Annotated in this window: 18 protein-coding genes; 13 read left to right on the top strand and 5 right to left on the bottom strand. The window is 68.9% G+C overall.

From position 1 onward, the window contains the following. The first annotated feature begins 4 nt into the window (after positions 1 to 4). Together ACFQU3_RS12200 and ACFQU3_RS12195 are read left to right on the top strand one after the other, a co-directional pair. A complete protein-coding gene (locus tag ACFQU3_RS12200; protein ID WP_385910097.1) occupies positions 5 to 817 on the top strand; it encodes a glucosamine-6-phosphate deaminase in 813 nt (270 codons plus the stop codon). 388 nt (positions 818 to 1,205) lie between these two features. Continuing rightward, positions 1,206 to 4,307 carry a replicative DNA helicase gene (locus ACFQU3_RS12195; RefSeq protein ID WP_385910095.1) on the top strand — a complete coding sequence of 1,034 codons (3,102 nt, stop codon included), beginning with the start codon at positions 1,206 to 1,208 and terminating at the stop codon, positions 4,305 to 4,307. 116 nt (positions 4,308 to 4,423) lie between these two features. Here the strand turns inward: ACFQU3_RS12195 and ACFQU3_RS12190 are convergent, their stop codons facing one another. After that, positions 4,424 to 5,335, bottom strand: a complete 912-nt coding sequence (locus ACFQU3_RS12190; protein WP_385910093.1) for an LD-carboxypeptidase — start codon at positions 5,333 to 5,335, stop codon at positions 4,424 to 4,426. A 279-nt stretch (positions 5,336 to 5,614) separates the two neighbouring features. On the opposite strand from ACFQU3_RS12190, the gene ACFQU3_RS12185 reads away from it, so the two are divergent. Further along, positions 5,615 to 5,887 (top strand): hypothetical protein, encoded by a 273-nt coding sequence (locus ACFQU3_RS12185; RefSeq protein WP_385910092.1) that lies wholly within the window; start codon positions 5,615 to 5,617, stop codon positions 5,885 to 5,887. Next, positions 5,884 to 6,453: an AAA family ATPase gene (locus ACFQU3_RS12180; RefSeq protein WP_385910090.1), complete on the top strand. Its 570-nt coding sequence runs from the start codon at positions 5,884 to 5,886 to the stop codon at positions 6,451 to 6,453. Before ACFQU3_RS12185 ends, ACFQU3_RS12180 begins: the two co-directional genes overlap by 4 nt. Before the next feature lie 71 nt (positions 6,454 to 6,524). Here the strand turns inward: ACFQU3_RS12180 and ACFQU3_RS12175 are convergent, their stop codons facing one another. Further along, positions 6,525 to 6,920 (bottom strand): VOC family protein, encoded by a 396-nt coding sequence (locus ACFQU3_RS12175; RefSeq protein WP_385910089.1) that lies wholly within the window; start codon positions 6,918 to 6,920, stop codon positions 6,525 to 6,527. A 75-nt stretch (positions 6,921 to 6,995) separates the two neighbouring features. On the opposite strand from ACFQU3_RS12175, the gene ACFQU3_RS12170 reads away from it, so the two are divergent. The 5 genes from ACFQU3_RS12170 (at position 6,996) to ACFQU3_RS12150 (ending at position 13,256) form a co-directional block, all read left to right on the top strand. Beyond that, positions 6,996 to 7,760: an inositol monophosphatase family protein gene (locus ACFQU3_RS12170; RefSeq protein WP_385910087.1), complete on the top strand. Its 765-nt coding sequence runs from the start codon at positions 6,996 to 6,998 to the stop codon at positions 7,758 to 7,760. Positions 7,761 to 7,893: 133 nt separating this feature from the next. Further along, on the top strand, positions 7,894 to 8,409 hold the full coding sequence (locus ACFQU3_RS12165; RefSeq protein WP_385910085.1) for a putative immunity protein: 516 nt from the start codon (positions 7,894 to 7,896) through the stop codon (positions 8,407 to 8,409). 902 nt (positions 8,410 to 9,311) lie between these two features. Continuing rightward, positions 9,312 to 10,757, top strand: a complete 1,446-nt coding sequence (locus ACFQU3_RS12160) for a glycosyltransferase family 2 protein (protein ID WP_385910084.1) — start codon at positions 9,312 to 9,314, stop codon at positions 10,755 to 10,757. Positions 10,758 to 10,870: 113 nt separating this feature from the next. Next, positions 10,871 to 11,965, top strand: a complete 1,095-nt coding sequence (locus ACFQU3_RS12155) for a hypothetical protein (RefSeq protein ID WP_385910082.1) — start codon at positions 10,871 to 10,873, stop codon at positions 11,963 to 11,965. A 79-nt stretch (positions 11,966 to 12,044) separates the two neighbouring features. Then, positions 12,045 to 13,256 carry a lanthionine synthetase LanC family protein gene (locus ACFQU3_RS12150; RefSeq protein WP_385910080.1) on the top strand — a complete coding sequence of 404 codons (1,212 nt, stop codon included), beginning with the start codon at positions 12,045 to 12,047 and terminating at the stop codon, positions 13,254 to 13,256. Here ACFQU3_RS12150 and ACFQU3_RS12145 read toward each other — a convergent pair. Together ACFQU3_RS12145 and ACFQU3_RS12140 are read right to left on the bottom strand one after the other, a co-directional pair. Then, positions 13,253 to 13,588: a cyclophilin-like fold protein gene (locus tag ACFQU3_RS12145; RefSeq protein WP_385910078.1), complete on the bottom strand. Its 336-nt coding sequence runs from the start codon at positions 13,586 to 13,588 to the stop codon at positions 13,253 to 13,255. The two genes, ACFQU3_RS12150 and ACFQU3_RS12145, sit on opposite strands and share 4 nt — an antisense overlap. A gap of 61 nt (positions 13,589 to 13,649) precedes the next feature. After that, complete coding sequence (locus ACFQU3_RS12140) at positions 13,650 to 14,966, bottom strand: multidrug effflux MFS transporter (protein ID WP_385910077.1); 1,317 nt, start codon at positions 14,964 to 14,966, stop codon at positions 13,650 to 13,652. 144 nt (positions 14,967 to 15,110) lie between these two features. On the opposite strand from ACFQU3_RS12140, the gene ACFQU3_RS12135 reads away from it, so the two are divergent. The 3 genes from ACFQU3_RS12135 (at position 15,111) to ACFQU3_RS12125 (ending at position 17,464) form a co-directional block, all read left to right on the top strand. After that, positions 15,111 to 15,998 (top strand): helix-turn-helix transcriptional regulator, encoded by an 888-nt coding sequence (locus ACFQU3_RS12135; protein ID WP_385910075.1) that lies wholly within the window; start codon positions 15,111 to 15,113, stop codon positions 15,996 to 15,998. An 81-nt stretch (positions 15,999 to 16,079) separates the two neighbouring features. Continuing rightward, positions 16,080 to 16,733 carry an O-methyltransferase gene (locus tag ACFQU3_RS12130; RefSeq protein WP_385910073.1) on the top strand — a complete coding sequence of 218 codons (654 nt, stop codon included), beginning with the start codon at positions 16,080 to 16,082 and terminating at the stop codon, positions 16,731 to 16,733. Positions 16,734 to 16,741: 8 nt separating this feature from the next. Further along, positions 16,742 to 17,464 (top strand): VOC family protein, encoded by a 723-nt coding sequence (locus ACFQU3_RS12125; protein WP_385910071.1) that lies wholly within the window; start codon positions 16,742 to 16,744, stop codon positions 17,462 to 17,464. A gap of 148 nt (positions 17,465 to 17,612) precedes the next feature. On the opposite strand, the gene ACFQU3_RS12120 is transcribed toward ACFQU3_RS12125, so the two are convergent. Further along, positions 17,613 to 18,086 (bottom strand): MarR family winged helix-turn-helix transcriptional regulator, encoded by a 474-nt coding sequence (locus tag ACFQU3_RS12120; RefSeq protein WP_385910069.1) that lies wholly within the window; start codon positions 18,084 to 18,086, stop codon positions 17,613 to 17,615. A gap of 69 nt (positions 18,087 to 18,155) precedes the next feature. Here ACFQU3_RS12120 and ACFQU3_RS12115 point away from each other — a divergent pair, with 69 nt between their 5' ends. After that, a complete protein-coding gene (locus ACFQU3_RS12115) occupies positions 18,156 to 18,524 on the top strand; it encodes a VOC family protein (protein WP_385910068.1) in 369 nt (122 codons plus the stop codon). Positions 18,525 to 18,556: the final 32 nt, after the last annotated feature.

Here is an 18,556-nt window from a genome sequence, read left to right as displayed (position 1 = left end):
GCTGATGGAGGTTCTGGTCCTGCCCACGCCCGAGGACGTCGCCCGACGGGCGGCGGAGGTCGTCATCGCCGGTCTCGTCGACGCAGCGCGGGCCGAGCCCGCGCTCGGACTCGCGACGGGCTCGTCACCGCTCGGGCTGTACGCCGAGCTCGCGACCGCTGTGACGAGCGGACGGCTCGACCTGCGGTCGGCGCGCGGGTTCGCCCTCGACGAGTACGTCGGCCTGCCGGAACGGCACCCGCAGTCCTACCGGGAGGTGCTGCTGCGGGAGGTGTGCCGGCCGCTCGGGCTGCCGCCGGACCGCCTGCACGTGCCGGACGGATCCGGGCGGGACGAGGCCGCCCTCGTGGCCGCGGCGCAGGCGTACGAGAGGCTCCTTCTGGACGCGGGCGGTGTCGACGTGCAGATCCTCGGGATCGGTGCCAACGGTCACCTCGGCTTCAACGAACCCGGCTCGGCGCTGTCGTCGCGGACCCGGGTCAAGCGGCTGTCCGAACGGACCAGGAGTGACAACGCCCGCTTCTTCGAGGGGCCAGACGACGTGCCGACGCATTGCGTCACCCAGGGGCTCGGCACCGTCCTCGACGCCCGGCGGCTGGTGCTCGTCGCGTCCGGAGCCGCGAAGGCGGAGGCCGTCGCGGCGGCGCTCGAGGGTCCGCTCTCCGCCTCGTGCCCGGGGTCGGTGCTCCAGTGGCACGCGGACGCCACGGTCGTTCTGGACGAGGCCGCGGCGACGGGCTTGCGCAACCGCGACTACTACGACGCGTCGGCCTCGGGTTTGCCCGAACCGGTCACGCGCCGACCCAAGGCATGGTAAAGGCAGATTCAGGGTTGGATCACGAGGAGCCATCGCAGCGGTTGTGGAAAACCACACAGGCCTGAGGATGTTGTCCTCCACACCCGGTGGACGCACGTTTACGCAGGTCGTCACGCACGAAGTCGTGTGACCGGCGCCACAGCTGCACAGTTGTTCACACACCTTGTCCACACCTGTTGACGGCGTGTCGGTCCGTTCGGCCCACAGGTTGTCCACAGGGCTTGTTGGTGGTTGCGGAGGACCCGCCATAGGGTTTGGCGGGTGCTCCTCGGGGAGCGCGGAACCGCCGGGTTGGGTAGGCCCGGCGCCGCCACTGTCACCGTCGCGATGTCTACTGGTGACGACCGAGTTGCACCGATGTCATTCGCACGCAGGGGAAGGGGAGCACGTGTCGCTCGACGAGCTGAGCACGAGCGCCTTCGCGTCCTCGACGCGTGACGGGGGACCACCCGACGACCGGCTTCCGCCGCAGGACGTCGGCGCCGAGCAGTCCGTCCTCGGCGGCATGCTCCTGTCCAAGGACGCGATCGCCGACTGCGTCGAGCAGCTCAAGGGCACGGACTTCTACCGGCCCGCGCATGAGCTCATCTACGACGCGATCCTCGACCTCTACGGTCGCGGCGAGCCCGCCGACGCCATCACGGTCAGTGACGAGCTGACGAAGCGCGGCGACCTCGGCCGCGTCGGGGGTCAGGCGTACCTCCACCAGCTCATCGCGTCCGTCCCGACCGCCGCCAACGCCGGCTACTACGCGCAGATCGTCGCCGAGCGCGCCGTCCTGCGTCGCCTCGTCGAGGCCGGCACCCGCATCGTCCAGCTCGGCTACGCCCAGGGCGGCGGCGACGTCGAGGACATCGTCAACGCGGCCCAGGCCGAGGTCTACGCCGTAGCCGACAAACGCGGCGGCGAGGACTACCACGCCATCGGCGACATCATCGAGGCCACGGTCGACGAGATCGAGGTCGCGTCGGGCCGATCCGGCGAGATGACAGGAGTGCCAACGGGATTCACCGACTTCGACGCCCTGACCAACGGTCTGCACCCGGGCCAGATGATCGTGATCGCCGCCAGGCCGGCGATGGGCAAGGCGCTGGCGCTCGATACTCCACTCCCAACGCCCGACGGCTGGACGACGATGGGCGAGGTCCAGCCTGGCGAATTCGTGCTCGGTTCCGACGGCCGACCGACCCGAGTCGTGGCTGCGACCGAGGTCATGGTCGACCGGCCCTGCTACGAGGTCGCGTTCTCCGACGGATCGGTCCTCGTCGCGGACGAGCAGCACCAGTGGTCTGTGGCCGTCGACGCTGACGCCGTAACGGTTTTCACAACTTCGGACCTTCGGCACGCCATCGAGCGGGGGAGCGTCGTCGGTGTGGAGCGGCGTGCACCCGTCTCGGGCCTCAGCAGCACCGTCTGGAAGATCGACCGCATCGAGCCGGTGGAGTCGGTCCCGGTCCGGTGCATCGAGGTGGCGGCGGACGACCACCTCTATCTCGCTGGCGAGTCGATGATCCCGACGCACAACTCGACGATCGGCCTCGACATCGTGCGGTCGGCGGCGATCAAGCACAAGATGGCCTCCGTCGTGTTCTCGCTCGAGATGAGCCGCACGGAGATCACGATGCGTCTGCTCTCTGCCGAGGCCGGCATCCAGCTGCAGCACATGCGCAAGGGCACGATGCGCGAGGAGGACTGGACCCGCCTCGCGTCGACGATGGGTCGCGTCTCGGACGCCCCTCTCTTCATTGACGATTCCCCGAACATGTCGCTCATGGAGATCCGGGCCAAGTGCCGCCGGCTCAAGCAGCGCGAGAACCTCAAGCTCGTCGTCATCGACTACCTCCAGCTCATGAGCTCGGGCAAGCGCGTCGAGTCACGTCAGCAGGAGGTCTCGGAGTTCTCACGTGCGCTCAAGCTGCTGGCCAAGGAGCTCGAGGTCCCGGTCATCGCGATCTCGCAGCTGAACCGAGGTCCCGAGCAGCGCACGGACAAGAAGCCGGCGATGAGCGACCTTCGCGAGTCGGGCTGCCTCACCGCCGAGACCCGGATCATGCGGGCCGACACCGGCTCCGAGGTCACTCTGGGGCAGCTCCACACCGAGGGTGCCAGGGACGTCCCGGTCTGGGCTCTCGACGAGAAGCTGCGCTACGTGACGCGGCACATGACGCACGTCTTCCCGACCGGCACGAAGCCCGTGTTCCGGCTGACCCTTGCCTCCGGCAAGGCCATCAGGGCGACCGAGAACCACCCCTTCCTGGCCTACGAAGGCTGGACGGCCCTGGGCGACCTTCGCACCGGCGACCGTGTCGCCGTGCCGCGCCACGTCCCTGCACCCGCGCTCCACGAGCCCTGGGAGGACTCTCGGGTCATCCTCCTGGCGCACATGCTGGGCGACGGGTCGATGCTGGCCCGACAGCCGCTGCGCTACGCCAGCATCGACGAGGCCAACCTCGAAGCGGTCACGAAGGCGGCTCTGACGTTCGGTGTGGCCGCGGTGCGCGACGAGTACGCCGCCGCACGGGTCACGACGTTGCGCCTGCGTGCGCCCTTCCGGCTCACCCACGGCAAGCGCAACCCCATCGCTGAATGGCTCGACAGTCTCGGAGTCTTCGACAAACGTAGTCACGAGAAGTTCGTGCCGGCGTCGCTGTTCCACGTCTCCAAGCGCCAGATCGCCTTGTTCCTCAAGCACATCTGGTCCACAGACGGCTCCGTCACCGTCAACAACAACGGCCGGGGTGGGCGCATCTACTACGCCTCGACCTCACGCCGACTCGTCGACGACCTGTCCCGATTGCTGCTCCGGTTCGGCATCTCGACCCGCGTCCGGAGCGTCCGCAAGTCCGGCTACCGCGCCGGCTACACGCTCGACATCTCGGGCAGCGACAGCCAGCGCCGTTTCCTCCAGGAGATCGGCGTGCACGGCGATCGGGGCGTCCAGGCTGAGCGCCTGCTCGAGATCGTCCGCGAGACCAAGTCGAACACCAATGTCGACACGGTTCCCGTCGGCATCTGGGACGCCGTCCGAGACGTCATGTCGGAGCAGGGCATGACGACCAGGGCGTTCCAGGCCGCCATGGGCGTGCACTACAACGGCTCTGCGTTCTACCGCCACGCGCCCTCGCGAGAGCGTCTGGCCCAGGTGGCTGCGGTGCTCGACAGCGCCGAGCTGGAGCTGTACGCCGTGAACGACGTGCTGTGGGACAGCGTGGTGTCCATCGAGCCCGACGGCGTCGAGGAGGTCTTCGACGCGACCGTGCTCGGCACGCACAACTTCATCGCAAACGGTGTCGCGGTCCACAACTCCATCGAGCAGGACGCAGACATGGTGGTGCTCCTTCACCGTGAGGCCGCCTACGAGAAGGACTCGCCCCGCGAGGGCGAGGCCGATCTCATCGTGGCCAAGCACCGAAACGGCCCCACCGACACGATCGTGGTTGCCTTCCAGGGCCACTTCAGCCGCTTCACCAACATGGCCAACAACTTCTGATCGGCTGATCGGCTGATCGGGTTGTCGTCGAGACGCAGCCACCCTCGAGCCATGACACCACGCACTCGCATGCCCATGTGCGCTCCTTGCTCATGAAGGCCGTCCGTCGCTCACTCTCACTTCACGGCTGCAGAGAAGGTGGCCAGGCCGGTGTCCGCATCGATGGCGCACGAGACTCCGAGCGGGGCGACCAAAGGGTTGGGATCGTGTCCGAATGGCAGGCCTGCGAGGACCGGCACCCCCAGTTCACCGAGACGGTCGCGTAGGACGTCGATGACCGTCCAACCACGGTCCTCGTAGTCCTCGAAGCCGGAGAGCCACCCGAGCGCCACCCCGACGACGCCGTCCAGCGCTCCCGCCATGGTCAGCTGCGTCAGTGCGCGGTCGACGTGGCCCAGACCCGCAGACCTGTTGATCTCGAGCAGCAGGACGTGACCGCGCAGGTCGAAGTCGAGGACGCCCACACTGCGCGCGAGCATCTCGAGGTTGCCACCGAAGAGCGGCCCGCTCGCACGGCCCCGGGTGGTGAGCTCAGCCCCGAACTGCCGGATGTCGCTCGTCACCGCAGCCGGTATGCCGCCGGCGAGCGCGTCCCTGACGACTCGCTGGTGCGCGCCCGCCACTGCCCCGTGCAGCGATGGCACACCGTGCTGGTGCCAGACCCGATGGAGCGCCGTGATGTCGCTGTACCCGACCAGTGGCTTGGGATCCAGCTCCAGGCCATCACCGTCGATCCCGCGCAGCAGGCGGAAGCTGCCGCATCCGCCACGCAGACACACGATGGCCCGGACCGTCGGGTCACGGATCGCATCGTTCAGATCCGCGAGCCGGTCCTCGTCTGAGCCCGCGAGGTAGCCGAGCCGGTCGTGGACGTGCGCGCCGAGCAGTGGCCGGAAGCCCCACGACTCGATGATCGCCGCGGTCTCCTCGATCTGTGCCGGCTCCGACCAGCTCGCTGGTGACACGAGGGCGATGGTGGCGCCGGGCGCCAGAGAAGGGGGCATTCGCACGAGGGGTTCGGAACGCATCCCCGAACCGTGCCACCAGCCACCGTCAGCCAGTGCTCCTGAACATCCGCTTCGTCGCGTGGAGGACGGCGACGCTCGTTCAACTCTTCGCCAGACCGCGCGGTGCCCCCGGCTCAGCGGGTGAGCCCCAGCCGGTGCGCCGGTCTTCTTCGCCCACCTGCGGGGATGGATTGACCCAGGGCGGACGTTCGGCCTTGCGGTCGAGCAGTCGTGCCCGTGAGTGACGTCGGGATGTAAAGCGGTGGCGTGTTCGAGGGTGGCCTGCCTAGGTTCGCGACCGTGGAGAACGTCGCGTATCGGCCGTTGCCGATCGATCAGTCCAACCTGCGCTACGAGCATGGACCCGACTCCGAGCGCCCACCCGGCATCGCGTCGGAAGAACCGGTTGAGCTGCCCACGCGCAGGTTGTTGGCGAGCCAGTTCAACTCCGACTACGACTTCAGACTCGTTCTGGGCGACGGCGGCCACAGCCCGAACCACGGCGGTGTCCTGCTTCCCGACGCTCTGCGCTGGGCTTTCCGTCCCGCCGGCGACGAACAGCCAGGGACATGACGCACGCCGAACAGACGCCGAGCCCGCTCGACGGTGGCCGGGTCTGCCTCCTCATCACCGGCGCACCCGGCGCCGGCAAGACCACCGTGACGACCAGCGTCGCCGGGTCGTTGTCGCGGTCTGCCGTGATCAGCGGAGACTTCGTCGCGCGACTCGTTGTCGGGGGCTATGTCTGGCCGCTTGGGGACCCGCCGGCTGAGGCCGCCCGTCAGGTGGCTCTGTGCAACGACAACATCTGCTCCCTCGCCGCGAACTTCATGACGGCCGGCTTCACGCCCGTCATCGACTGGGTGGTCCCCGATGCCGCTCAGCTGCAGGTCTTCCGGACCGCGCTGGGAGCCCGGCTGCGGCTCATCGTCCTCGATCCCGGCGCCGCCACGTGCATAGCGCGCGACCTCGAGCGTCCTCTGCAGGAGCAGTTCGCCTTCGACGGCCACGCGCAGCTACGGGCAACAATGTGGCAAGGTTTCGGGTCGCGCGGCTGGTGGCTGGACACCTCCGATCTCGACGTGGACAGCACCACCCGACACGTCCTGCTCAATGCGTACGAGCGCGCCTGGTGCTGATGGGAAGTCGCCTTCCGCGCACGCCGATGGTCGGAGGTTGCCTTTTAGTCGTTCCGTGTCGGTCGCGCCGATCAGAAAGCGTCACCCGTGCGCCAAGCCATCTCCTGCAACGTCAAGGTATTGCCGTCGGGGTCGCTGAACCCCGCATAACGGACGCCCCCGCCGACGTCCTGCACGTCGCCGATGTCGACCCCGTGATCGAGCAGCTCGGCACGAGCCTCCTCGATGTCGCGGACCACGAGATGCAGCCCGCGAACCGAACCGGGCTCCATCTCCTCGTAGACCGGCAGTCCGGCGCCCATGCCGATCGAGCAGGCTGATCCTGGTGGTGTCAGCTGGACGACCCGCACCCCGTCCATCGGTTGCACGTCGAGGTCCTCGACAAACCCGAGCCGGTCCCTGTAGAAGGCCTTGGCCCGATCGATGTCTTCGACCGGGACGATCACCAGTTCCAACTTCATGTCCATGCCTGCATCCTGTCTGGAACCGCCATCATCGGGACGTGAGGGGCTGGCTTGGCTGGGCTGCTAGCGTCAGCAGCGATGGACTGCGGTGATGACCTTCAGCTTGCGTTCGACACCTCGGACCTGGCGGCAGAGCTCGCTCTCGCTCACTTCGACTCCGGCGTCACCCCAACCCTGAAGGCCGACGGCACACCGGTCACCGAAGCCGACCGGGCCGTCGAGCGCTTGCTCCGGGAGACGTTGTCGGAGGCCCGCCCCGAAGATGCGTTCCTCGGCGAGGAACTCGGTCAGGTCGGTCAGTCCGATAGGGTCTGGATCCTCGACCCGATCGATGGCACGGGCTTCTTCAGCCGGGGTGATCCGAACTGGCGAATCCACGTTGCCCTGCAGAGTCAGGGGGTCACCGAGGTCGCGGTGGTCACCTCTCCCGCGCTGCGGCGCTGTTGGTGGGCCACCCGAGGCGGCGGTTCCTTCGAGTCGTCCTGGCCACGTGAGGAGAGCCAGACGCGGCGCCTGAAGGTCAGCACGACGCCGACGCTCGGTGATGCCGTTCTCGATGCTCTGGACGACGAGTCCAGAGAACGTCTCCCACGGAGCGCGGCTCACGCACCGCAGAGCCCGCTGCCGCTGGTCGAGCTCGTCCGCGGCGAGGTCGACGCCTTCTTGGCCGAGCGGTACTACACCTGGGACCACGCGCCGTGGGTGCTCCTCGTCGAGGAAGCCGGCGGACTCTTCACTGATCGCACCGGTGGCCGTGCGAGCGATCAGGGGGGCGGCCTGTACTCGAATGCGGTGCTGCACAGTCAGCTGCTCGCTTGGCTGAACTACCCGGCGGGTCCCTGATCACGCATCGGTGCGCGGAACCCGCCGGCGTCGCCGTCATCGGAGTGCCGGCAGCGTTCGACAGGTGGTCCAGATTCGGCGATGGTGGCCATTGTCAATGGGCGCGAGTCGTCGGCTGAGAGGAGTGCGAGCCGTGATCCTTCCCGAGGTCCGAGACCCTCGCTTCATCACGATCCGCCGGGGCGGGACTCTCACGGATGCGGACCACCAGCTCCTCGCCCTCTGGGCCGCGTCCTGCGCCGAGCATGTCGTCCACCTCTTCGAGACGGCACAGCCACGGGATCCTCGACCGCGGGAGGCAATCGAGCAGGCTCGCGCCTGGGTGCGTGGCGAGGTCAAGATGATGCAGGCCCGGGCGGCGGGTGGCCATGCCATGGGCGCCGCCAGAGACCTGCGCGGAGCCGCACGGTTTGCCGCGTATGCCGCCGGCCAGGCCGCGTGTGTCGCGCACGTCGCTGCCCATGAGCTCGGCGCTGCCGCCTATGCGATCAAGGCCGCACGTGCTGCAGTGCCGAACGGCGAGAGTGAGGCGGCCGGGCGACGCGAGTGTCAGTGGCAGCGCGACCAGCTCCCGGAGGCGATTCGCGATCTCGTCCTTGACGACCAGCGGTTGCGAAACGACATCTGCTGGTCGGTGTTCGACTCCTGAGCCGCCTGTCGCGATGCACCACCACAGTCTTCTGTGTGAAGGTCACCACGTGAGCGTCGTCGGTACCCCACAAAGCCCATCTCTCCTGCGGTCGTTGGTCTGCGCCCTCACCCTGACTTCGGCGGGCTGCTCCTCTGAGCGGGTCCCGATGCCGCCTGACGGTGCCACCCCCGAGCAGGTCGTCCACTCGTACGCTGGTGCCGTCCACGCCGGTGACTGCGACACCGCCGATGCCCTCGTAGGAGGCCTTGCGCGAAGCTGGTGCGGCACCGTCGACATCACCGCGCTGAGAGTGACCGAGACGACGCAGGAGAACAAGGCCACTGAGTCGGGTGCTGGACCGCGGATCGAACGCGGCTGGGTGGACCTGACGACCCAGGGCAGTGATCCCTCGCTGCCCGACGGACTCCACAAGTGGAGCTTCCTGCTGGATCGACTCGGCCCCAACGGCGCTTGGCGCATCTACGACCAGGGCATGGGCAGAGACCCTCCGGACCGACCCCGCCTTCCGCGCGCTCCCGCCCGATGGCGCACGGGGAGACCGCGCCTCTTGTCTCGCCGATGGCCGAGGGTAGTGGGACCGCCTGTGCTGCAGGCGATTTCATTCGATAGGCGGAGAATCGCGACGAAGTAGTGCAAAGGGAGCACATCTCCGCGTCGGCGTGGCTGCCCGCGTCATGCCGGTCCCACGAAGGCCTCTTCTTTAGTGACGGTCGGTGATGGCCGTCAGGACAACGGGTCGATGGAGTCAAGGTCGCGCGCACGCCGCGGCGGATAGGTGCCAGCTGCAGATTCGGGGGCTCCGTCGAGAGATGAGCCACCCCATGGGACAAGCGAGTCGGAATCTGACGAGTGGGCACGAGGGCCCGACAGGCCTGCTCCAGCGAAGCAGACCGCGTGGCATGGGCTTCTACCCGCAACCGCTCGCGGCGCCTCGGCCGATGGTGCTGGCGTTGCTGCTGGTCGTGGTGCTGGCGGTCGAGCTGGCGCTCTACTTCCCACAACGGGGTGAGCTGGGCGTCCTCGTGGGGCTCTACGCGTCCGTCGTCTGGTCATTGCCGATCGGGATCACGGCGCTCATCGCGTGGGGTGCTCACCTCGCCGCGCGCCGGATGCGCGCGTCGCGAGACCGCGCCGAGCCGCCGCCCGTCGACGAGCTCGTCATCGTTCAGCTCCCGACCATCGGCCGGTATGACGTGATCCCGGCGCTGACGCGGGTCGTCGAGTCCTTCGAACGCGAGATGCCGGACTGGTACCGCGAATGGCGCCTGGATGTCGTGGCGGAGGAGTCCTCGCCGGCCAAGGCAGAGCTCGAGGCGTTGGCCTCCGAGAACGTCAGGATCCTCTACGTGCCGACCGCCTACCGCACGGCCAACGGTACGGAGCGCAAGGCACGAGCGAACCAGTGGATGAATGAGCTGCGGATCGCCGAGGCAGAGGCGCGACCCGACGTCTGGGTGCTGCACATGGACGACGACACCGGCATCGGGCCCGACACGCCGCCCGCCATCGCCTGGGTCATCCACGGCAACCCCTGGGGCCTACGACACAGCGCCGACCTGGCGCAGGGAGTCCTCACGTACCCACGCCAGTACGCCTCCCGGTTCTGGCCGTGGCTCGCTGACTCCATCCGTCCCGGCAGCGACCTGTCGCTGTTCCACCTGAGCACCGACAGCGGCAGCCCCTTCATCGGTGCGCACGGTGAGCTGCTGCTCGTGCGCGCGTCGACCGAGGCCGAGATCGGTTGGGACTACGGTCGCAACCTCTCGATCACCGAGGACGCGAACTTCGCGCTGACCTTCGGTGGTATGCCGTGCAAACGCTCGACGTGGTTCCCGGCGCGTTGCTACGGCAGCAGTCCCGAGAGCCTGCGCGACCTTGTCGCACAGCGGCAACGCTGGGCTCGGGGGCTGCTCCACGTCGCCTGCAACCGCGCTCTCCCGCGCCGGGCCCGCCTGATGCTTGCCTACGCGATGCTCGCGTGGTTCATGGGTCCCTTCCAGCACGTCGTCACGGTGGTCGCGACGGCATACCTCGTGGGCAATCCCAACACCTCGCCACTCACTCGTGAGCTGGTCCTGCTGTGGGCCTTCAACATGAGCGTGGTGGTCTGGATGTACATCGAGGGCCTGCGAGCCAACGTCCACGCATCAGGGCTGCCTCGCGTCACCTGTCGGCACTGGATCGGGCTGGTCCTCATCCCGTGGTTCACCCTCATCGAGGGCTGGGCTGCGCTCCTGGGCCTTGCCGACTTCGTCAAGGACCGGCTCGGTCTGCAGAGCGGAGAGCTCTTCCACGTCATCGCAAAGACCCATGACGGCAGCGGCGGGAGGCGGGCAGCACGATGAAGGCGCACGACCGGCGCCCACGCAGACCTGTCGGTGGACGAGCGTTCCTCGTCATCGCCCTCGTCGTGGGGGCGCTGCTCGTCGGCTTCCGACTCCTCACCCAGTCCGCTCCCATGCAACAGATCTACGGTGCCGCGGCCAGTGACGGTCCCACCGCCGACCACCCGTCAACCGGCGCGTCGAGCGCTCCCAGCCCGGGTGCGTCCAGCCCCACGACCACCGAAGCGCCGACCCGGGAAGTCCCTTCCGGTGCCAGCGTGCCTGAGACGCGGCGGGTGTCGGCCCTCAAGTGGCAGAACGGCATTCAGGTCTACCTGCACGAGGTCGCAGCCACCCGCGAGCCCGACCACACGGTTGGCATCCTCGACTACGTGGTCTCGTTGGGCGCCAACAGCATCGGCCTCTCTTTCCCGATCTACACCGATGGTGCGCGACCGACGAGGGTCGAGGGTGGAGCCGAGACGCCATCTCCTCAGCGGGTCAAGGGCATCGTCGAACAGGCGCATGAGCGCGGGCTGCGCGTCATGCTGCGCCCGATCATCGACGAGAAGAACATTGCGGCGACCAAGGGCGAGTGGCGCGGCAGCATCCGGCCCGTCGACACCGCGGCCTGGTTCGACAGCTACGCCGACACCATCAGTGCCTATTTCGGCACCGATGCCGACGAGTTCGTGCTCGCCGCCGAGCTCACGTCATTGAAGGACGAGGCCCGGGAGTGGGCAAAGCTCGAGGCGCGCGCCCGCAAGGGCTTCCCCGGGCAGCTCAGCTATGCGTTCAACTGGGACGCTGGCCTGGTCAAGGCCTCCCACATCGACGTCTTCGGCCTGGATCTCTACTTCCCGATCAAGCTGGGGGATGACGCGACCGTTGCCCAGCTCGCGGATGGACTGCGTCGCGCGATCGAGGGCCAGCCCGCCGAAGTCCGTGAGCGGCTCGTGGTCCAGGAGGTGGGCATTCCCGCTCTGAGCGGGATGTACGAGATCCCTTGGGACTGGGGATCCCAAGGCCGCGTCATCAAGGAGGAGATCCAGGGCAACTGGTTCGCCGCGGCTTGCCAAGCGGTCCACGAGGTGGAGGGCAGGGGCATCTACTACTGGATGCTCGACAGCAACGTCGACCCGCTCACTGTTCAGCCCGCGTCCCAGCCCGCAGGAAGCTTCATCGGCCGGCTGGGAGAGCGGAGCATCAAGGCCTGTTTCGCCCGCTGAACGCGGGGGCGTGGACACGCGCGGCCGTCTTCCTCTCCGAGCCCTCTTGGTCCGAGCAGCAACGGGATACGGTCCAGACATGGAGCCCGGTGGTCGTAGCCGTCGAGCCGATGCGGCCGAAGACCTTGCCCGTTCCGCTGTCGACTGGATGCTGAGGACTCCCGGGAAGGACTGGGAGGACCCTTCGCTGTACCACGGTCGAGCGGGCATCCTCCTGGCTCTCGAAGATGCGCGCGCCCAGGTCGACGACGCCGGCTATGACGACGCGCTCGAGCTGGGATGCGACTCCCTCTCCGCCATCGTCGACGAGGAGGAGAACTGCTCGCTGTACTTCGGACTGACCGGGACCGCGTTCACGCTGCACGCTCTAGGCCGGGAGGCGGCGGCTCGACGGGCTCTTCACCGAGTGCGTGAGCGTTCCGAGGGCGGGCGCTGGAGCACGATGTTCGAGCTCTTCGCCGGCAACGCCGGCGTCGGGTTGGGCGCCCTGATGGTGGGTGACGTGGAGCTGGCCGTCGACGCCGTCACGCCATATCGGTCGACCGCGACCAAGACGGCCCACGGCGTGAACTGGCCGGTGCGGCCCACCCCGCCGCGCTCGCATCACATCGCCCACGGGACCCTCGGCATCGTCTACGCCCTGGCCGCCGTCGGGCGCGCCGCGGGAAGGCCCGATCTGGTGGAGCTGGCGATCGAGGGAGCCGACGACGTCGTCGGTCGTGACGAGGCCGGCCCCGACGGCTTCCTGGTGCCCCACTCCGACCCGCCCCACCGTCCGGAGCTCATCGAGCGCTACAGCCTCGGCTGGTGCAACGGGCCGGCAGGTGACGCCCAGGTGTTCCGGCTGCTCGGCGAGGTCACCGGGCAGGAGTCCTGGAGCGGACTCGCCGACCGGTGCTGGCACACCGTCACCGCGTCCGGCCTGCCACACCGCGTTCGGCCCGGCTTCTGGGACAACAACGGACGGTGCTGCGGGACCGCCGGCGTACTCGCATTGGCCTGTGACCGCATCGTGGAGAACGGCGACACCTTCGACTTCGCCGACGTCCTGGTGGACGACCTCGCCGCTCGAGCCACCGTGGACCAGTTCGGTGCACGCTGGTCCAACTACGAGCACCGCGCGACACCTCCGGATCTCGAGCCCCGACCCGGATGGGCGATGGGCAATGCCGGGATCGTGCGCGAGCTGCTCCGCTACTCGAGGCTCTGCCGGGGCCGCCCGGGCACCTACGCCGTCTCGTGGCCGGACCATCCACCGACGCTGAGCGCCATCGGCCGTCCCTGCGGCTAGGCGAGCCTGATGATGACGGTGGCGTTCTCGTCCAGGCCGGCGAGCGCGTCGGCGGCCCGGGGGTCCAGTCGTCCGAGTGGGACGAGGCCGGCGTCGTCCGCGGCGTCTGCGTAGTACATGGCGACGTTGCCCCACGGGGCGAAGTACGCGATGTCTCCCGCCGTCGGGGCCATGCCCGTTGGTGCGTCGGTCGTCTCCAGAGGACGCGGTGGGTATGCGATGCGCTCGGTTCCGTGGAAGTAGTTCAGGATCAGGGTCCACGGCCACTGCCGTGGCGAGGACCGCGCACATCGCCGCGCGAGGCGCAGGGGGCCCTCGACGCGTACGGGCATGCATGGCGGGGTTCCTCTCGATGATCGTGAAGGGCAAGGCCGGTGGTGGCGCGCCAGCAGGTCAGCCGGCGTTTCGACGGCGCGGCAGGAGGAGCAGGGCGGCCAGGGATGCAGCGGTCAGGGTGATGACGATGACTGCCATGGGCACCGCCGTGCCTTCCCCGCCGAGACCCGCGATGGGGGCCACGACCCCGGCCGCGCACCACTGGAAGAACCCGAGCAGGGCGGATCCGGTGCCGGGGTGGTCGGGCACCGCGTCGGAGGCCAGGGCTCCGGCGTTCGGGCCGACGAGCCCCTGGGCACTCATGAGCACGAGGAAGCCGATGACCGCCACGGGCAGCGGAGTACCCCACCACACGGCGCCACCGAGCAGGAGGAGCCCGGCGCAGCCGGTGGCGACTAGTCCGGCCGTGATCACGCTCCGCGTGTCTACGCGTCCCGCCAGCCGGGCGGCGGTCAAGGTGGCTAGCGTCAGTCCCACTGCATTGGCGGCGAAGTCGAGCGAGTAGGTCATCGGAGAGAGTCCGTTCATCCCCTGCAGGACGAACGCCGACGTCGCCACGTAGGCGAAGGTGACCCCCATGGACAGCGCCACGACGACCAGGTAGCCGACGAACCGTCGGTTGGTGATCACCTGCCGAGTCGCCCGGCCGAGCACCGCGAGCCCTCCGCCGTGGCGGCGTTCCTCGGGCAGGGACTCCGGCACCCAGACGGCGGCCATGGTGAGCATAGCCGCACCGAGCGCGGCAACGGCCCAGAACGAGACCCGCCACTGCGTCAGCTGCAGGATCACGGCACCCACGAGGGGCCCGACGATCGGAGCGATGCCCCCCACGCCGGCGATGAGGTTGAGGCTCCGGACGAGCCGGGGGCCGTCGGCCAGGTCGATGACCACCGCGCGGGCCGTGACCATCGCCCAGCCTCCGGCGAGGCCCTGCACGAAGCGAGCCGCCATCATGAGCTCGATCGACGGGCTGAAGGCGCACGCCACGGACGCGACTGTCAGGCCGGCCAGAGCCAGCAGCAGGGGACGGCGCCGGCCGCGCGCGTCAGAGACGGGACCACCGATGAGCTGGCCGAGGGCCATGCCGACGAAGAACGTCGTCAGCGTGAGCTGGACCTGCGTCGCGCCGGCGTCCAGGTCGTCGCCGACACGGGGGAACGCCGGGACGTAGAGGTCGGTGGCGAGCGGGGCGATGGTGCTGACGAGCACGACGGTCCCCAGGACGGCCCTCGTGAGCGGCGCGCCTCGCCTCGCTGTGCCGGTGGTCGTCGCTGTCGTCGCTGTCGTCGCTGCGCCGGCCGCGGCGGTGGCCGCCGTTCTGGCCAGGTGGGTTGCCGGCACGGAGGTGGTGGTCGGCGCCTGGTCGACGGACATGACGTCCTTTCGTCTGGCTCGTGATGGCTTCTGGATGCCCTGTCCCGCCCATGTGACCGCACCAGGAAGAGGCGAGGAAGTCACTGTCGAGAGGTGTACCGACAGGGCATCCCTCACACGCTCGCCGCGTCCTACCGTGTTGGCATGGACAACCACGCCGAGGTCCGCGAGTTCCTCACCACGCGCCGCGCGAAAGTGACCCCTCGCGACGTCGGCCTCCCCGACGTGGGCCGCCGCCGCGTCCCCGGGCTGCGTCGCGGCGAGGTCGCCGCTCTGGCCGGGGTCAGCATCGAGTACTACTCCAGGCTCGAACGTGGTGCGCTCGCCGGGGTGAGCGCGTCGGTGCTCGACGCCATCGCTCGCGCGCTGCGTCTCGACGACGCCGAGCGCACCCATCTGTTCAACCTCGCCCAGGCGGCCGACGGGTCCGACGCCCTGATCCGCCCACGCCGTTCCAGGCTGCCGGCCTGGACGGCCCCGGCATCGCTGCAATGGGTGCTCGATGCCATCACCGCCGGCCCGGCCATCGTGCGCAACGGTCGCATGGACCTGCTGGCCACCAATGAGCTCGGCCGGGCCATGCACGCCTCCCTCTACGAGCGAGCGCAGGGTCCGGTGCCGAACTTCGCCCGGTACACGTTCCTCGACGAGGACTCGCACCGCTTCTACCCCCACTGGGCGACGGCTGCGGACACCTGCGTCTCCATCCTGCGCACGGAGGCTGGCCGCGACCCCCACGACCGCCGTCTGCACGACCTGGTCGGCGAGCTCTCCACCCGCAGCGAGGAGTTCCGACGACGCTGGAGCGGCCACGACGTCCGCCTTCACGGTGCGGGCACCAAGCACTTCCACCACGCCGCCGTCGGTGACCTCGAGCTGGCCTACGAGAGCGTCGAGATGGTGTCCGAGCCGGGGCTCACCCTCACCATCTATGCGGCCGAACCTGCGTCACGCTCGGCGGATGCGCTCGCGCTCCTGGCCTCCTGGGCTGCCTCCACCCCCGCGCCGGAGGAGACCGCCCGTCACTCGTAGTCGCCGCCGACCGGTGGTCTGGCCGTGCCCGCGGCCGAAAAACGGCAGCGGATCGGTGGACGAGCGACGTAGCGTCGCAGGGTGCGCAACTTTCTGGTGACCGACGCGGTCCGCTCGTACGCAGTCGACCACGGCAGCTGGCGCCCCGACGCGGTGGTGCGTGGGCTTCAGTCCGAGACCGCGGCGCTGGGTGACGTCGCCGAGATGCAGATCGGCGACGACCAGGGGCAGCTGCTCACCATGCTCGCCCGGCTGGTCGGCGCTCGCCGGGCAGTGGAGGTGGGGACGTTCACCGGCTACTCGAGCCTGTGCATCGCTCGTGGCCTGGTCGACGGCGGCTCGCTGCTGTGCTGCGACCTCAGCGAGGAATGGACCGCGATCGCACGGCGGGCCTGGGCCGAGGCCGGTGTCGCTGACCGGATCGAGCTGCGCATCGCCCCGGCGCTCGACACGTTGCGTTCGCTTCCCGAGCGAGCCGAGATCGACCTCGTCTTCATCGATGCCGACAAGCCCGGGTACGGGGCGTACTGGGAGGAGCTCGTGCCCAGGGTTCGCGCGGGCGGTCTGCTGCTGGCCGACAACGTGCTGTGGAGCGGCAGGATCACCGACGCCGACGGGACCGAAGCGGACACCGACGCCCTGCGCGCGTTCAACGACCTGGTGGCCGCCGACGATCGCGTCGAAGCAGTCGTGCTGACGGCGTTCGACGGGTTGACCATCGCCCGACGGCGGTGACGAACGCGATGACCGCGCACCTCTTCGCTCTCTGCGTCGACGCGAACGACCCGCCTCGTCTGGCCCGCTTCTGGGCCGGCGTCCTGGGCTGGGAGCCGGCCGATCATCCGGGCGACGGCATCGCGCTCCTGCCGAACGACGACACCGGGTTCCGGATGCGGTTCCTCCCGACCACGCAGGAGAAGGTCGGCCGGAACCAGATGCACTTCGACCTGACGAGCACGTCCCTCGAGGACCAGCGGCAGACGGTCGCGAGGTCGCTCGAGCTGGGCGCCCGGCACATCGACGTCGGGCAGCGCCCGGAAGAGGGCCACGTGGTGCTCGCCGACCCCGAAGGCAACGAGTTCTGCGTCATCGAGCCGGGCAACAGCTTCCTGGCCGAATGCGGCTTCATCGGAGCGCTCTCGTCCGACGGTTCGCAGGAGGTCGGGTACTTCTGGAGCGAAGCGCTGGGCTGGCCGCTGGTCTGGGACCAGGACCAGGAGACGGCGATCCGCTCACCGGACGGTGGTCCGAAGATCACGTGGGGCGGTCCGCCAGTCGCGCCGAAGACCGGCAAGAACCGGCTGCATCTCGACATCGCTCCACCCGCCGACGGTGACCAGCTGGCGGAGGTCGACCGCCTGGTCTCCTTGGGGGCGACCCGGGTCGACATCGGCCAGGGCCAGGTCAGCTGGGTCGTCATGGCCGATCCCGACGGCAACGAGTTCTGTGTGTTGACACCCCGATAGGTCGACCAGATCTATGTCTGTGCGCGGCGTTGCCGGCCTGATGTCTGTGAAGGCAGACACTGCCAGGCCGGCCGACGTCTTGGTCCCTAGTTCGGGCGAGGAGCCCGAATGCACGGGGCGGGGAAGGCCCTCACACGGCCCATCGCGCTCAGTCGTCTGTCTTCTCCTCGGCGCGTCCATCGCCGAGGGGTGTTCCGAGCGCGTCACGGCACGTCGCGAGCGCACTGATCAGGGCGGCGCGGCCCGCCTCGTCCAGTGGCTGCGTCATACGTGTGGTGACCCGGGCGACGCGCTCATTGGCGCGGTCGACGAGGTCCCCCGCGGCGTCGGTCAGCTCGGCGAAGATCTGCTTGCGCGGGCCTGGCTGCTCCGACCGCGTCACCAGTCCGCGCTCCGCGAGGCCGTGAAGCACGACGTTCATCGACTGCCGAGTGACGAACGCGCGCCGCGCGAGCTCTGAGCTCGTGATCCCCGGCTGCCGCCTCAGCTGCTCGAGGCACGCGTACTGGGGCACGGTCAGGTCGAGCGGTCGCAGCGCCTCGCCCATGCGGGCGTTGAGCACCGCCTGCGCCTGCTTGATGAGGTAGCCGATCTCGGTCGCGTCCGACCCGCGTGAGCCCATGTCAGTATCCTGACATACACTCGAAGGTGTCAGGACACTGACACTCAATTGAGCAGCAAGGAGAGCATCATGACCGTCACCGGACCCGACTTCATCTCCCTCCAGGTTCGCGACCTCGAGGCGTCTGCGGCGTTCTACGAGGAACGGCTCGGGCTGACCCGGGCGCCCGCGCCGAACCCGCAGGCGGTGGTCTTCACGACCTCCCCGATTGCCTTCGCCGTCCGCAAGCCGCTCCCGGGCGTCGACCTGGATGGCATGCCCGTGCTCGGCGCGGGCGTCGGGGTGTGGCTGCACACGGACGATGCGCGTGGGCTGCACGAGCGCCTCGTGGCCGCCGATGTCGAGATCGTGCAACCGCCGATGGATGGTCCGTTCGGTGCGACGTTCACGTTCCGGGACCCGGACGGATACGCGATCACGGTTCACGACAAGGCGTGACTGCTCGCCAGGAGCAGCAACTCGCCAGCTGA

The organism is Terrabacter sp. GCM10028922 (assembly GCF_042666095.1).
Taxonomy (GTDB): domain Bacteria; phylum Actinomycetota; class Actinomycetes; order Actinomycetales; family Dermatophilaceae; genus Terrabacter.
Note: the sequence above shows the minus strand (reverse complement) of the source record. Positions and strands in the feature narration are given on the sequence as shown.

Excerpts from the sequence above, each read along its gene's own strand:
- ACFQU3_RS12200 (WP_385910097.1), top strand. The coding sequence starts at position 5 with ATGGAGGTTCTGGTCCTGCCCACGCCCGAGGACGTCGCCCGACGGGCG.
- ACFQU3_RS12190 (WP_385910093.1), bottom strand. The coding sequence starts at position 5,335 with ATGCGTTCCGAACCCCTCGTGCGAATGCCCCCTTCTCTGGCGCCCGGC.
- ACFQU3_RS12180 (WP_385910090.1), top strand. The coding sequence starts at position 5,884 with ATGACGCACGCCGAACAGACGCCGAGCCCGCTCGACGGTGGCCGGGTC.
- ACFQU3_RS12175 (WP_385910089.1), bottom strand. The coding sequence starts at position 6,920 with ATGGACATGAAGTTGGAACTGGTGATCGTCCCGGTCGAAGACATCGAT.
- ACFQU3_RS12170 (WP_385910087.1), top strand. The coding sequence starts at position 6,996 with ATGGACTGCGGTGATGACCTTCAGCTTGCGTTCGACACCTCGGACCTG.
- ACFQU3_RS12160 (WP_385910084.1), top strand. The coding sequence starts at position 9,312 with ATGGGCTTCTACCCGCAACCGCTCGCGGCGCCTCGGCCGATGGTGCTG.
- ACFQU3_RS12155 (WP_385910082.1), top strand. The coding sequence starts at position 10,871 with ATGCAACAGATCTACGGTGCCGCGGCCAGTGACGGTCCCACCGCCGAC.
- ACFQU3_RS12150 (WP_385910080.1), top strand. The coding sequence starts at position 12,045 with ATGGAGCCCGGTGGTCGTAGCCGTCGAGCCGATGCGGCCGAAGACCTT.
- ACFQU3_RS12145 (WP_385910078.1), bottom strand. The coding sequence starts at position 13,588 with ATGCCCGTACGCGTCGAGGGCCCCCTGCGCCTCGCGCGGCGATGTGCG.
- ACFQU3_RS12140 (WP_385910077.1), bottom strand. The coding sequence starts at position 14,966 with ATGTCCGTCGACCAGGCGCCGACCACCACCTCCGTGCCGGCAACCCAC.
- ACFQU3_RS12135 (WP_385910075.1), top strand. The coding sequence starts at position 15,111 with ATGGACAACCACGCCGAGGTCCGCGAGTTCCTCACCACGCGCCGCGCG.
- ACFQU3_RS12125 (WP_385910071.1), top strand. The coding sequence starts at position 16,742 with ATGACCGCGCACCTCTTCGCTCTCTGCGTCGACGCGAACGACCCGCCT.
- ACFQU3_RS12120 (WP_385910069.1), bottom strand. The coding sequence starts at position 18,086 with ATGGGCTCACGCGGGTCGGACGCGACCGAGATCGGCTACCTCATCAAG.
- ACFQU3_RS12115 (WP_385910068.1), top strand. The coding sequence starts at position 18,156 with ATGACCGTCACCGGACCCGACTTCATCTCCCTCCAGGTTCGCGACCTC.